At 41.3% G+C, this 14,192-nt stretch carries 17 protein-coding genes; 3 read left to right on the plus strand and 14 right to left on the minus strand.

Annotation, left to right across the window (positions count from 1 at the left end; all coding sequences use genetic code 11):
- Window positions 1–3: 3 nt before the first annotated feature.
- The 4 genes from QFZ78_RS15770 to QFZ78_RS15785 all read right to left on the minus strand — a co-directional run bounded on the left by QFZ78_RS15770 (window position 4) and on the right by QFZ78_RS15785 (window position 2,500).
- Window positions 4–243, minus strand: a complete 240-nt coding sequence (locus tag QFZ78_RS15770; RefSeq protein WP_029196850.1) for a glutaredoxin family protein — start codon at window positions 241–243, stop codon at window positions 4–6.
- Between the two features lie 29 nt (window positions 244–272).
- A complete protein-coding gene (locus tag QFZ78_RS15775) occupies window positions 273–1,196 on the minus strand; it encodes an NAD(P)/FAD-dependent oxidoreductase (protein ID WP_307548894.1) in 924 nt (307 codons plus the stop codon).
- Window positions 1,197–1,967: 771 nt separating this feature from the next.
- Window positions 1,968–2,195: a reverse transcriptase domain-containing protein gene (locus QFZ78_RS15780; RefSeq protein ID WP_307555715.1), complete on the minus strand. Its 228-nt coding sequence runs from the start codon at window positions 2,193–2,195 to the stop codon at window positions 1,968–1,970.
- A gap of 119 nt (window positions 2,196–2,314) precedes the next feature.
- Complete coding sequence (locus QFZ78_RS15785) at window positions 2,315–2,500, minus strand: hypothetical protein (protein ID WP_307548896.1); 186 nt, start codon at window positions 2,498–2,500, stop codon at window positions 2,315–2,317.
- A 953-nt stretch (window positions 2,501–3,453) separates the two neighbouring features.
- On the opposite strand from QFZ78_RS15785, the gene QFZ78_RS15790 reads away from it, so the two are divergent.
- Window positions 3,454–3,990 carry a hypothetical protein gene (locus QFZ78_RS15790; RefSeq protein ID WP_307548898.1) on the plus strand — a complete coding sequence of 179 codons (537 nt, stop codon included), beginning with the start codon at window positions 3,454–3,456 and terminating at the stop codon, window positions 3,988–3,990.
- A 361-nt stretch (window positions 3,991–4,351) separates the two neighbouring features.
- Here the strand turns inward: QFZ78_RS15790 and QFZ78_RS15795 are convergent, their stop codons facing one another.
- Window positions 4,352–4,498 (minus strand): hypothetical protein, encoded by a 147-nt coding sequence (locus tag QFZ78_RS15795; RefSeq protein ID WP_307548900.1) that lies wholly within the window; start codon window positions 4,496–4,498, stop codon window positions 4,352–4,354.
- 138 nt (window positions 4,499–4,636) lie between these two features.
- A complete protein-coding gene (locus QFZ78_RS15800; protein WP_307548903.1) occupies window positions 4,637–5,206 on the minus strand; it encodes a hypothetical protein in 570 nt (189 codons plus the stop codon).
- Window positions 5,207–5,441: 235 nt separating this feature from the next.
- Here QFZ78_RS15800 and QFZ78_RS15805 point away from each other — a divergent pair, with 235 nt between their 5' ends.
- A complete protein-coding gene (locus QFZ78_RS15805; RefSeq protein WP_307548904.1) occupies window positions 5,442–6,008 on the plus strand; it encodes a 5' nucleotidase, NT5C type in 567 nt (188 codons plus the stop codon).
- Window positions 6,009–6,111: 103 nt separating this feature from the next.
- On the opposite strand, the gene QFZ78_RS15810 is transcribed toward QFZ78_RS15805, so the two are convergent.
- The 4 genes from QFZ78_RS15810 to QFZ78_RS15825 all read right to left on the minus strand — a co-directional run bounded on the left by QFZ78_RS15810 (window position 6,112) and on the right by QFZ78_RS15825 (window position 9,513).
- Window positions 6,112–6,843: a CTP synthase C-terminal region-related (seleno)protein gene (locus QFZ78_RS15810; protein ID WP_307548906.1), complete on the minus strand. Its 732-nt coding sequence runs from the start codon at window positions 6,841–6,843 to the stop codon at window positions 6,112–6,114.
- 122 nt (window positions 6,844–6,965) lie between these two features.
- A complete protein-coding gene (locus tag QFZ78_RS15815; protein ID WP_307548908.1) occupies window positions 6,966–7,505 on the minus strand; it encodes a nucleoside deaminase in 540 nt (179 codons plus the stop codon).
- A gap of 187 nt (window positions 7,506–7,692) precedes the next feature.
- On the minus strand, window positions 7,693–7,950 hold the full coding sequence (locus tag QFZ78_RS15820; RefSeq protein ID WP_307548910.1) for a hypothetical protein: 258 nt from the start codon (window positions 7,948–7,950) through the stop codon (window positions 7,693–7,695).
- A 153-nt stretch (window positions 7,951–8,103) separates the two neighbouring features.
- A complete protein-coding gene (locus QFZ78_RS15825) occupies window positions 8,104–9,513 on the minus strand; it encodes a family 43 glycosylhydrolase (RefSeq protein WP_307548911.1) in 1,410 nt (469 codons plus the stop codon).
- 144 nt (window positions 9,514–9,657) lie between these two features.
- On the opposite strand from QFZ78_RS15825, the gene QFZ78_RS15830 reads away from it, so the two are divergent.
- A complete protein-coding gene (locus tag QFZ78_RS15830; RefSeq protein ID WP_307548913.1) occupies window positions 9,658–10,752 on the plus strand; it encodes a GntR family transcriptional regulator in 1,095 nt (364 codons plus the stop codon).
- A 39-nt stretch (window positions 10,753–10,791) separates the two neighbouring features.
- Here QFZ78_RS15830 and QFZ78_RS15835 read toward each other — a convergent pair whose 3' ends face one another.
- The 4 genes from QFZ78_RS15835 to QFZ78_RS15850 all read right to left on the minus strand — a co-directional run bounded on the left by QFZ78_RS15835 (window position 10,792) and on the right by QFZ78_RS15850 (window position 14,010).
- Complete coding sequence (locus tag QFZ78_RS15835; protein WP_307548915.1) at window positions 10,792–10,995, minus strand: hypothetical protein; 204 nt, start codon at window positions 10,993–10,995, stop codon at window positions 10,792–10,794.
- A 280-nt stretch (window positions 10,996–11,275) separates the two neighbouring features.
- Window positions 11,276–11,638, minus strand: coding sequence for a pentapeptide repeat-containing protein (locus QFZ78_RS15840; RefSeq protein ID WP_307548916.1), 363 nt, complete (start codon window positions 11,636–11,638; stop codon window positions 11,276–11,278).
- 72 nt (window positions 11,639–11,710) lie between these two features.
- Complete coding sequence (locus QFZ78_RS15845; protein ID WP_307548918.1) at window positions 11,711–12,073, minus strand: hypothetical protein; 363 nt, start codon at window positions 12,071–12,073, stop codon at window positions 11,711–11,713.
- An 830-nt stretch (window positions 12,074–12,903) separates the two neighbouring features.
- A complete protein-coding gene (locus QFZ78_RS15850) occupies window positions 12,904–14,010 on the minus strand; it encodes a GntR family transcriptional regulator (RefSeq protein ID WP_307548919.1) in 1,107 nt (368 codons plus the stop codon).
- Window positions 14,011–14,192: the final 182 nt, after the last annotated feature.

Consider the following 14,192-nt stretch of genomic DNA (forward strand, 5'->3'; position numbering starts at 1 on the left):
GTATTAGCTTGCGATTTCGGCCAAAGCTTTTTTAAGTTTGGTAACGTTGAGACCCAAAATTTTGTGTTCGCCAATGACTGTCACAGGCAAAGACATCAAGCCTAAATCGTGAAGTTCTTGTCCGAATTGATCATTCAGATCAATGTTTCTTTCTTCGTAGGAGACATTTTGTTCCGTTAAATACTTTTTCAACTGTTGGCAGTAAGGGCAATTTGTACTTGAATAAACAATGACATTAGACATCGGAATTCATCTCCTTGTAGGGTATAAGATTATTTGTATTGCGGAATCAGCTGAGCCCGCTTATTAATAAATTTATCGACCGCCATAGCTGCGATGGCTCCATCAGCAGCTGCAACTACCGCTTGCTTCACTGGTGTGCGTCTAACTTCTCCAGCCCCGAATACACCTGCAATAGGTGATTGCATCGAGCTATCCAGAATCATAAAACCATCCGCGTCCAGCGGAACCTGATCCTGTAGGAAATCTGTGCCAGGCTTACTGCCGGATAGGAAGACAAACACACCATCCACATGGAGTACTTCCTCTGCACCAGAACTCGTACGTATTCGAAGTCCCTCTACATGCTTGTCTCCAAGCACTTCAAGCGGTTTGGCTTTGTAGAGAAAGTCAGTGCCCGGCAATACTGGAACGTGATGAACACCCTGCAGTTCAGGTCGTGGAACTATGAAATATATTTTATCGGTAAATTTACTTAACGCTTGTGCTTCTTCCAAGGCTTCCTCTGAATCACCAATGACAGCAACCGTTTTGCCATCGAAAAAGGCTCCATCACACGTTGCACATGTACTAACGCCACGGCCTAACAAGCTTTCTTCCCCAGGCAGCATACGGTTGCGTCCTTTGGAACCCGTCGCGATTACGATCGACTTACCTTCATAGATACCGTCAGCCGTAAATACATACTTCGTATCGCCTTCCACATCTACAGCTGTAATCGTTGTTTGGATGAACTCCGCCCCAAAACCTTTGGCTTGCTCCCGCATCGTATCGAGCAAATCTTTACCTGATAGCTCTCCAATTACACCCGGATAATTCGCAATTTTGTGAGTGATGGCCAAAGCTCCTGTATTCGGTGCCTTGTCAATAACGAGTGTCTTCAGATTTCCTCTTGCTGTATAGATAGCAGCTGAAGCTCCCGCCGGTCCAGCTCCAATAATAATGACATCATACATCGCTGTGCACTCCTTTCAACCCATACTGACTGCTTGTCCAATGAGAATCCATATCAGATAATAATTATTATAAATAAATAATAACAAAAGTCAATCCTTTTTAATAATAATTATAAATAAGGAAAAGAAGAAGTACAACAACGACAAGAAAATCTCCTCATTAGCGACAAAAAAATCCCGACATCATTAAAAATGATTAATATTAACGACAAGAAAATACCAATAATACAGAAAATCGGTTTTTCCACGACATAAAAATCACAAAAATAGGAAATATGAATGTATATCTAGTGCCCTAGGATGGAAATTAATATATCTAGAAACTCATTTGAGGGGATTCTAACGACACAAATGTTCCTACTTAAACGACACAAAAGTGCCTACATTACCTTCTACCTCCTCAACATAGGTCCCCTAGATCCGTAAGCGTAAACAGCCCTCACCTTTGTTGTTAAGATGAGGGCTGTCTTCTTATTTTAAGACTTAATCACCCACGCGAGATATACCAGCGGTAGTAGCGACGATGACAATAGGCTGTCCATTTTGTAGTAATTCGACTATTACAGATGTACTATAGCCTTCCAAGTTTTCGACCTTGTCGGCCCCCGGATATCTCACGAGGCTCTATCGCTTCACTTGCGTTACGGCCTGGACGTCGCTCTGTCTACGCTTAACCCGTATCGTTACCTTTACGTGTTCAAGACTCGATTCCGGGTAGGGCGGCTTTTCCCTTTGCCCGGGTGGGAATTACACCCACTGAAAGCACCCAGCTTACCTAGGCGCACCGAAGAAACCCAATATGTCGATGTCGACTACATAATGCATCGACGCTTGATTGAGAAGAAACTGGACTCTTGCCATGGCATGATGTGTAGATCGAAGGGGTCTGAACCCGTAGCTATGGTTGTAAAAATGGGCTTCTGCTATGGGCTCAAGGACTTGTTTGAAGCACTGTTGAATGATCCGGTCGAGGATACACGGGATGCCAAGTGGTCTCATTTTGCCGTTGTCTTTTTCGATAAGCTTCCGTCTGACCTTCTCAGGGTGGCAATTTTCAAGTCTGTTTTGGATTTCACTCACTAATTCGTATTCGGGTCGTTGTTCGATGTCTTTGATGGTCAATCCATCCCTGGTGTCTTTGATCCTTTATTGGACTTCATCGTACGGTATGCCAGCAATATATTTTCTCTGGATGTGACGATCTCGTAGAGATGTGAGAAAGTCTCCTTGTTTGTCGCTCTTGCGTGCAAATCCGTAAAAGATTCCGTCATGCCGTAATACTCCCAATTTCGTAAAGTTTGCACTGTGGCACCCCTCCTAAATGAAGCGATGTCCCCACGTTCCTACCTGATCGGTGCAATTCACGCATGGAAAATGATCGTTCTTTTCAATTAGACTTGGGGCTGTTCCTCCACCTCCATTACAGAGGTTTCTTCGGTCGTGCCCCTACCCTCACAAGGATAAATTCATTTCGGCAAGTGCCTTATTGCAACCGTTTCGGGTAACAGCCCTTGTAGCAACGTCCCTTGTTTTCCAAGTCCCTTACAGCCTAGCTATCTTTTCTGAACTTAGGTGCTTCCTCTGAGCCTGTGAGACCAATGCCACCATTGTTCGGCATAGCGTATTTCAGAGCAGAAAGTTTTACTTTACGCCACTCACCCCATCGTTTGATGGTACATACGTTTCCGCATGCTCTAACTTTAGACCTGTACATTCGGAAGTTCGTCAGATCGCTTCTATGCGAACATTCTCACCATATCCAGTTTTTCAGCCGCGCGACATATCCGCCCGCATACCTTTTCTATTCGAATGGCTACAGCCTTCGTTCTGTCGAATCTACCTGTACTTCACACCTCATTGTTCTGTTAAACATTGACGCGTGCAGGAGTATTGGCGGGATGGTTTCAGGATACATGGTTCCGTCATTCCCATCCTTGGTTGTAAAGTTAAAATTACTGCTGTAATTTCCTGCTTTTCGCACTGTTTGGTGCTTATAGCAGAACTTGTCGTACTTCTGCATTAGCTCAATACTTAATAGAACATATAGTCAAAAGAAAAACAAAAGCCCATGAACACGTGTAAGTAGGAATAGAGGATGCTCTATTAAAAAATGATAAAGAACGGTTGTCCAAAAAATTTAAAATCGGTTGGATAATTTGGACGTAGACTTGTTCATCAAATATATATTCTCCCAATATAACTACCCAATCCAAACTATAAGAATTCAATATACTATATAAGTTTAATAGGAGGGGAGTTGGAACTTAAATTGAGTATATTAACGGTAGTAGCGCTGCGAAAAGCGGCTACGAAAACGATCCCAATTTACCGTGAAATTGTTTGTAATCCGGTATATGCAACACGCTTAACCATCGCGATCCGGAACAATAATTTGGATTCACTCAATCGTTTACTCAAGGAAGTTACATCTGGTTTCAACGATTTTGGAACCAATAGTTTTGGATTTAGCATCGGCTTTAAGGCTCCGGCTCCGGCGAATCAAGTAGAAAATGCGACCAACACAAAAGGGAGAGTCCGCTTAACAGTAATCAGCTTGAGAAGCATTTCTAAGAGGATTCTGCCGTTATACCGTAAAATTGGCAGTAACAACGCATTCGCCACCCAGCTCGTCCTAGCTGCAAGAAATAGAAACAATACCATACTTCGCGCATTAATATCACCATTGCTGCCAGCCAATAGTTTGGTATCTGTACGGGGTGACCGCACAGGTATTATACTTGAGATTAAGTCAGTGACGGGCGTTGTGTTTATTACTCAATTTTTTGTATTATAAACTTTTATCCCAAAGCAAAGACCTCCAAATCAAAGAGGTTGGGTTCATTTGTTGATCTGATTAAAGGCATTAATGAAGAAACGGAGCATCTCGGGTTCACTCCTCCCGTAATGCTCCGTTTCTCTTGATTTTACCGCCTTCATAACGTTCATGAAGGAGCCGACGGACAACTATCTTATTACTTCCCTGTTAACCCAGCCTGGTTTAACAGGGCAGAAGTTATAGTCGCTCCTTTACGTCATCTTGGATGGATTGTGGTTGAATGCCCTACGCTATATTTAATAATGTGGCTTTATCGGCAATCGGACGATATTCTTGGCCTGGATCCGATAAAATAAAAAAACCGCCATTTAGGCGGATACTAATTTTGTATAACTTCACTATCCTCTATTAAAACAGATATATCGTAGTCAATTACCAAGTGACTTTGACTTTGTTCATCTTTTGAACATCCAGATATAACACCAAGTAAGTGCAATAATATAATGGCAATTAAAAGAAATTTCATATAGTCACCTCCAGATGAATTAAATAAGGCCATTGAAAGGACAGCAAAGGGCTGCAATCCGCAGCCCTTCTGAAATTGAACTATAGTTTTTCGGTAGAAAAGTAGAAATACCTCTATTCTCGGTTCTAATAGAATTAACTATTTGTTATGCACTTGAGCAACAACACTGCCAAAAAGCTTCTCTTCAATGTAAGCATCTAATCTCCAAAGCCCAGAGGGTATTGACATCATAGTAACTCCTTTAGCAACTTTATCGTTATCTAGAATAGGAGGTTGAACATTAGGATTTGGTATTCCGATCCCACCCTTAAAAACACTAATTTCTTCTCCCGTTTGCTTGCTAACTCCTCTTATTTCCATTTTCTTTCCGAATAATTGTTGCGTCTCTTCTAGCGTACTACCCCAAAAGTACCACATATATTTATTAGATTTCCCTGCAATAATAGGTTGTCCTCCAGTAAGGAAACCTAACTCTCCTTCATTTCCAATCAAAATATATTCGCCTTTTGTTCCATCACCAAATGTAACTGGAATATTAAATGTTGGACTTACTTCCCATCCTTTTGGATTGATGTCTACTTTTAAAGCTGATTTATTTTCTTCTTGAACATTAATTTCTTTTTCTATCCCTGTCTGAATCGAACAACCTGTTAGGACAAATACAGATATTAAAAGGAATATTAAATAAAATGAATTCTTTTTTACCATCATACACCTCCAAAATGATTCATATTAGATTAGACGGTAATAAATTGAGAATCTATTGTAGATTCAATAGAATTATTTCGTTTCTTATGCCCGTTACTTGAATAGGCAAAAGGAGGAGCTACCGCGAAGTAAGATTTTCCACTATCGTTTCTCGTTAGCGGAATTACCAGAATCCAGCATATGTTAAACTGGGTTTACAGAAATAGTTAGTCATTTAGTTAGGAGGTTGTTAACCTTGCATATTGGAATAGATTTAGATAATACAATTCTTGATGCCACTTCAGCTTATTTGCAATATTATAATAGAGCATCTGGATTATCATTAACACCCGACGATGTTAATGATTTTTATCTCTACCGTTTATATGGGTGGGATAAGGCTGAACGAGATGCAATTTATAATAAATATGGGCATGAAATTCATTGGAACTCATCACCTTTGCCGATGGCAGTTGAAATATTACAGCAACTGTTTAATCAGCATCAATTATCAATTATTACTGCTCGACCATTACTTTTTCGCGATGTTACCATTGAATGGCTTAAACACTATAAGATTAATTATCACAATATTACACTTGTTGAAAACAAACTCCAAGAATGTATTAATTCAGAGGTAGATGTGTTGATTGATGATGGTCCTCACTATGCAGAGGAATTTGCTCTAGTAAATAAGCCGGTTATTTTGTATGAACAGCCATATAATTTATCGGTTACTCATGACTTCGTGTTTCGTGCTTCAAATTGGATTGAGGTAAAAAAGCATATCGATTACTTAGAATCTAAACCAAACTTGATATGATAGGAATTACTTTGTTAATCTGCCCGTTAACCCGGAATAGGCCACCGAATTTATCACCGGCAGCCTGCTAGATCTTGTTATGAAGCTATCGTTACCCGTTAGTTCAATGGGCAGATCCTTTCTTCTTTAATTCAGGGTTATTCTGACCCTGATTAATTACAGAACCAATGAAGGAATCAACGATGCAGTGTGGGGTTTCCGAGGTCGATTTTAATTGTGGAACAAATAACGTACCGATGAAGAAATTGTGTTCTGGTAATTCAATTATTCTTGGGTTTCCCATGGAATCTGTTCCAACTATTTTTAATCCAGCTTCATGAATTTGAGCTTCGTATTCTGGACTAAGTCCATAATTACACCTAAACTGCTCAATTACATTTGTTTCTTGATAAATATCAAACACTCTCGAAGGTTTCTTTATTATGATTTCGCCTATTTGACCAACTAATGAACAAGTAAGTTTACTAATAACTAATTGAGCTGAGTGAGGATCTCGTTCTTCGTGTCCTGCTTCCTTCAACATCAAATTGTTTCTTGCATACTCCATAATGATGTATTGAAACCCACCGCAAGTTCCTAACAAAGGCACATTGTTTTCGCGAGAAAATTTAATAATACTTAATACCCCATCAATAGAATTAGGGAAACCGGGAGCTATCCAAAAACCTTGATATGTTTCTTTAATGGTATCAATTTGTTCAGAAATAGTAGTTGTAGGAATCCACTTTTGCTCGATAGGGACTCCTAATTTCTTAGATGAATGAATAAGTGCATTATTTGTACCGATCTGCGATGAATATTCTGGATTGTAGTCACCAACAATTCCTATCTTCACTAGACATGTCCCCTCTCAAAGTTAAATAGGCTGCCTATCGAAATCCGCGGCAGCCTCATGGTGTAGTTTATTGAGCTCTTGTTCTCCATTAGTTCAATCCTCTTATGTAATTCGCCTTTAGCTTAATTTTTTGACTTTTGGATCAATTCATTATTCCAATGAGTATCAGTGTAACCTCTATTAATATTCCATTCGGCTAACATTTCCCTTTGCCTTAATTCTAAATCTAGGTATGGTGCAGCCACAATTTCAATATCACTGAACAAATCATTATATATAGGCAGTAGACTTGTTCCTTCCTTAAATTTTTTAAATGCACCTATATCAGCATCATTTGCAGCCCACACCACTCTTTTAATCATGGAGAGTACTATTGTTCCAGTACACATTGGGCAAGGCTCACAAGTCGTATATAATGTTAGCCCATTGTTTACAACAAATTTTTTACTTTCAAGATTTAGTATTTTATGTCCGGCTTTTCTTATAGCGTCTACTTCTGCATGTGACGTTGAATCACAACTAGAAAAAACTCTATTTCTACCTCGACTAACAACATTTCCGTCAGAATCAACAATTACTGCTCCGATTGGAAAAGTCCCTTCGTCTTTTGCTTTTTCTGCTTCTTCGAAAGCAAGAAGTAGGTATTCGTAGTGCTTGTCCATTTTCACACATCCTAACGTATTTATTTCTACAAATGTATATATACCAGAAACTTATCTCAAATTCCTTCTAACAATCACCTATAGTTTAGCTGGCTGCTACCATGCTCTACTGCCCGTTACTTCAATAAACGAAAAAGGAGCTGCCCAAAGCAAGCTCCTCAACTATCGTTTTACGTTAGTTTAATGCTCATTTCTTCTTTACGGGACAAAATATTTTTATTTCATTTCGTTCATCATCTGATTCTATTATTGTCTTTTCATCGTATCTTTCAAAATAATAGGAAACATCATCATTGATATAGCCATTTTCATTCATCCACTTAGTCGTGTAGTCATAAGAGGTTACCGTCTTGCTAGCTGATCCCCTATAATGAGTCATTGAATAAATACGTGGCAATAGATGGATATTGACCATTCCATGTGGCAAGTTTTCGAGCGGATCCACTGCGTTCGCCTCCGGCTCCCTGCGCGCGGAACGACCCAGTTTGGTTCGATATCCGCTTACCCCATAATAAGAAACAGAAAATCGGTGAAGGCGGGGCAGCCTTCACCGATTTTCTTCTCTCTTGCCGGATTGCCGGACTTTCCGACTGATGAATTATTGCTTATACAGCTTCCACTGAAGGTTGTAGCTTATGCTGTCACCGTACTGTTTCACGACGGAGCCGTTAGCCGACTGGTTGCCGTTGTCCAGGTAAAGGCTAGTCGCACGGTTCTTAAACTTGACGTAGCCGCCGCCGGCGTCGATGATTTCCCACTGCTGATTGTAGCTGGTGCCGCTGCTCCATTGTCCCGCGTTCGAGCCTGCGGTAGTACTTCCCATCCCGTCAATAGCCTTGCCTGTGGCGCGGTTGATCAGCTTGTAGTATTGATTGCCGAGATTGACGATATCGAACTGTTGGTTGTAGCTGGTGCTGCTTGCCCATTGGGCTAGGTTGGCGCCATCTGTCGTGGAGCCGAGTCCATCGATATATAGCGACGAGAAACCGTTGTTCTGGATCTTGTAATAGCCGTTGCCGGCATTGTATGACGGCCATTTTTCAGCGTCCCAATACATGTCGCGAATGCGGAGCGTCGGGAAATTGTTGTTGGACGAATCGTAGGCATGTCGGACCATGATCCATTTGCTTCCATCCCAGAAAGGCTCCTGTCCCCCGGGACCTTTCCATCTGGTATCGCCTACCTCCAAGATCGTTCCGCCACCGTTCAACATGCTGGTTCCGGCTTTGTCATAGTAAGTGCCAGTAATGCTGGTCGCACGGCCGTAAGCGATCTTGTAATTGCTGTTGGATCCCTGGCAGCAATAGTCGAAAGCTACAAACATGTAATAGTATCCGTTCGCGTATACGATCTTGGCGCCTTCGATCGGATTGTTCGTTACGCCGGGTCTTGTCGCGATGGTCTGGATGGCAGCACCCGATTCAGGCTTCATCGTGGCTGGATCAAGTTTTACAAGCTTGATGCCGGAGAAGAAGGAACCGAAGGACATCCACAGGTTGCCGGAAGCATCCTTCGTGATGCCGGGATCGATCGCGTTATAATTCTTTGTGGAATCGGAGTAGATGACGAGCCCGTCGTCTCTCCAATCACCGGTCGCGATGCTCGAACAAGACATAAGACCGATCAGAGACTTGTTCGTGCCGAATTCGGAGTAAGCATAATAGAGCCAGAATCGGCCATTATGGTAGAAAATATCGGGAGCCCATACTTCGTTAACGTTGTCGATTCGATTGACATAATTAGACCACCAAGACAAACGGCCGTTAAAAATGGGAATTCCTTGGTTCCAGTTTTTTCCGTCGCTGGAGTATTTGACTTTCAAATAATCTCCCGTATAGAACATCCACCACGTATTGCCTTCTTTGATGACCGTCGGGTCATGAGCCTCGAGATTGCCGGACACCGTCCATTCCGCAGCCATGGTCGGCAAGATGATGGAAAAAGACATGATAAGCACAAGCACCATGGTAACAATGTTTTTTGTTTTCCCCAGCATGAATGCTTTCATAAAAACCTCCTCCTTTAGTTTACAAGATTCGACAATATTCGTGTTGAAAGCCCTTACAAAAAGAATTATACTATATGAATAACATATTTTATAGACTAAATTGGTTATAAAAAATATGGAAAATGATAGGAATAGGGTGTAGTGATGATCAAGACGGCTCTCTATAAACAAATTCATCTGGATATCAAAGAAAGAATCATGTCCGGAGACCTCCGTCCCAAAGATCGGGTCCCCTCCGAGCAAGAGATCATGGACGAATATAAGGTCAGCAAAATAACGGTCAAGAACGCACTGTCGGTTCTGGTTGACGAGGGTCTCGTTGTCCGGATTCAGGGAAAAGGAACCTTCGTCGCGCCGCAGCTGTCCGACACCGCACAGATCAGGAGCAAATCTGCTTCGGACAAAAATGTGAACAACTTTGTCGGCTTCATCGTTCCAACCATGAAGACCCGGGTGATTCAGCAGATGGTCGAGCATCTGGAATACTCCTTTCGCGAGGCGGGGTTTCATATGGTACTCCGGATTACGCGCGAGTCGTCCGCGGAAGAGTCCCGCGCCATCCGCGAGCTGACCGAATCGAAGATTAGAGGGCTCATCGTGTTTCCCACAGAGGACGAAAAATATAACGAATCTCTGCTGAGGCTTTCCTTGGATAAATACCCTTTCGTCTTTATCGACCGGTTTCTACGGAACATCGAAACGTACAAGGTCACTTCCGACAATATCGGCGGGGCCTACGAGGCCGTATCCTACTTGCTTGGGAAGGGACACCGTCAAATCGCGCTGATCTCCTCGGAAAACGCAAATACGGCGATCGAAGACCGAACCGCCGGATTCGAGCGAGCTTATATCGCGCAAGGCATCTCTATCGATAAAAGCCTCTGGTGCCATGTCCCGCTAGACATTTTACGCAGCGAAAAAGTTCTGCCCTACTTAAAGAATTTTATTGCCGCCCATCCGCAAATTACGGCTGTGTTTGCCTTGACGGCGGAGATGACTAATCTGACTTACAATGCAGTTCGAAGCGTCCGGACAAGCTCATCTGCTGCGCCGATCGAGTTATACTCCTTCGACAATCCGGAAATACCGGGGATCCCTTACGTCAAACAAGACGAAAAGAAGCTCGCGCAATCGGCCGCCCAGCTATTGATTCGGCAGATGGAAGCTGACTATGCACCGACGCAGACGGTGATCCCGGTTAAGCTCGTATTCTCGGAGCCTGATACGACAACTGAATAAATACTTATTGTGCAGGTACATGATTCATCCGATTATGGGTTAGTGATTGAGATGTCGGAGTCGATTCAGGATAAGTATAGCAAACTTATACTTTCTTTTATCAATCCCATTCTGAATGATTTTGACCCCAAAATATGCACTCAAGTTTACAGATCCTGATGCTGCATATGAAACTCCACCAAACATTACTGCTCCCAACAAAAATCCACTTATTATTAGTTTCAAGCTTTTCAATTTACTCATAGAATTAATCCACCTATATCATGTTTGTTAATAAAGAAGAAGAGAAAGGACTTCCTCATTACAAGAAAATATAATAAGCGTTCACCCAATAGAGTGAACGCCTACTTTACTTCAAAACTTAATTTGTCACTTCAAGACTTTGGTTGTCACTTCAAAACTTAATTGTCTACTTCAAAACTTAATTGTCTACTTCAAAACTCAAATAAGTTTTGAAGTACTTTTTACATACATGTATCTATAGGTCTCATTCAACTATCGTATCCGTTAGTTCAACGACTCCTTAGAGTATCATTTCAGTTAGATGATGTTCCGTAAGAACAATGGAGTGATAGGTGTTTTCTATAAAGGTAACTCCATTTACAATCGCTCCTTTGAAGTTTGCACCATCGAGTGCATTACCAATCAAAATGGCATTTGTAAATAAACAATTAGAGAAGTCACATGCTTTAAGATTTGAATTTATAAACCTCGTGTTTTCAAATTTAGAACCAGAAAAATCAACTGAAAATAAACACACCTCAAAGGTTAGATCAGAAAAATCAAACCCATGATAAGCACCTGCTTCAACATATATTCTGTGAAAGGATCTCTGCCCATTTTGAAGCATATCTATAAACTCGGCTTCAGTAATATCTCTTTCCATTTCTCTTCCCCCAAACAACAATCAATAGTACGTTGAACTAATTTATCCGTTAGTGGAATGCTCTACCCTAATTTAACTGCCTTGTGATATATCGCTCTTAGCTAAATCCAATGCTACTGCGATTTTAATCTGATACGTTTTACTGAGTCCCTTCATCCAGTTTTCAATTGGATACACATCAACTATCGGAGCAATTGTATCATCATAACGGTCCAGTTCAATCTTAATAACTGTCTGAGTATCCACAAGAAAGCTAATTATATCCTCACCTTGGTCGGGTGTCCAAGATAAAACGTGCGCTGTCTTCATTTCGGGAAATGTCTTTTTAATAATGTTTAAGAACCTTCGCATGGATAAATCATTGAACAAATGAAATTTCGAGGCTATTAATGTTTTCCTATATGCCTGTTCAGTCATAGTCCCTTTGAGTTTCATACCCAGCCTACTTTCTGAAGATGCCAAACCAAAAGCGGATACGGCCAATTTATTAATTAACTTTACTTTTCTTTATTCAAGGCAGTCACCAAACTATCCTGCTCGTTAGCCGTTCATGCAGCGCAAGACCAGCGCTGCACCACAGAGGATGAAAATGGATAAAATCTGTCAATACTTCTACTATGGCTGGGAGAGGAAGGTCTATAAACTATGGTGCCATTAGAGCCCAACCGTTAGTCTGACTCCAACCATCACGGTGCATCACAGACTGTCGCACCCAATATGGGTAGCACTTATGGGAAATTAATCCTTTTTGACTGGTTGCACCAGCCTTACCTTTGTTTTTGGAAGAAAGTCGTTTTACTGCCACCCAACTCCATAATGATCAAGCAGAGGCTCAGCCTTATTTTAAAAAGTGTTTTCCTGGGTCTGCTTCAATTTGCTCTTTTTTAAGAACCAGAGCTTTTTAATTTTCATGGGAGTTCAATGATGAAGAGGATCTTTTTTTGCCAGTCCACCACCAGAAAGCGAAAGGGTTGACAACATTCCGACATATATTTTCCAATGCGGGATGTTACGAAATAAAAAATCCCCCTACAAAAGTAGGAGGGAAGCGTCTTTGGCGGTCCAAGGAAAAAGAAATCGTTGTCACGCCTGTATCGGTGAATGTCGAGAGGCTATAGCATTCATCTGGAGGTTCGGAAGGAAACGGGCAGTGTTAAAGTTGCTAGGTTTTCTGCGATTCTATGAACTCCTACATAACAATAGAGCAGAATTAAGCTTCTAACTCGGAGGCTGTACATACTGCTCCCATCCATGCTTCCGATCTCTCATGCTCTAATACGCACATCTTTCATTGTAGACGCGTCTTCCGAGAATACCAGATTGACCGGTATGATAATTTGTTTAGGAAAGTATTCGCCTTCAATTTGCGATATAAGCAGATCGACTGCGGATTGGGACATTCGTTTCTCATCTTGAATGATATAGGGTACATTAGGAATCTCGGGATCATCAAAGGATACTAGTTTCAAATCGCCTGCTAGCACAGAGTCTGCTTGTTTCAAAGCGAGGCAGGTCATATTTGCCATTTCAGCCGTTAATGTAAACGCTGCGCTGATCTGGGGATGCTTTTCCAAAAAGTCAGTGATATAGGGTAAAGAATCCTTGGTTCTCAAAATGTGCAAGGGGACGTGGCACCATAAGCTTTTATCAATCGAGATACCCAGATCAATGTAGGCTTTTTCGAAACCGAGCGTGCGGTCTTCAATTGTTGTATTTGTATTCTCCGGTGAGATTAAGGCAATACGGCGGTGCCCAAGATTTAAAAGATAGGACACCATTTCATATGCTCCGCCAAAATTATCGGAAACAATCTGGTAAGTGTCAATATTCCTAAGAAACCGATCTATGAAAACAAACGGATAGTTATCCAGGGATAATCGAAGCAGGGTTTCGCTGTATTTTTCATCCTCGGTTGGGAAGACAATGATCCCCTTAACGCCGGCATCAGTTAGATTACGGATGGCGCGGGATTCTTCAAGGGAAGATTCTCGTGTTATATGCAAAAGGAGCTGGTAACCGGCTTCTTTTAAGAAATATTCGATATTGTCTACGAGCTTTTGAATAACTTTTGTTTTCATAGTAGGAATGACCAATCCGATAAAATTGCCTGCCGGCCCTTGCGGCGCAATAGGCTTATTCGCATTGGAGGATAGCAGGTTGGGCGAAACGAATGTGCCTTTCCCTTGAATGCGTATCACAAGACCCTCGTCAGCAAGCGCGATAAGCGCATTTTTCACGGTTATTTTACTTACTCTGTATGCCTCCATGATCTCTTGTTCGGAAGGTACCCGATCACCACTTCGAAGTTCTCCGGAAGTGATTTTTTCTTTAATGCTTTGTTGAATTTGTTTGTAAAGCGGAATTTTGTTCATTGTATCACTCCGATTGTCAAAATAAATGATTGACCCATTTTATGATTTCTATTGTAACAGCGATCATTAAAAATAGTATATAAAAAATATAAAAAATATAATTTTATAATCAATTGGTTATATAAAGTATTAGATTAGTATCATATAATTCAAGTATTGAAACGCTTACATACATGAAATTC

Source organism: Paenibacillus sp. V4I5, assembly GCF_030817255.1.
Lineage (GTDB): Bacteria > Bacillota > Bacilli > Paenibacillales > NBRC-103111 > Paenibacillus_E.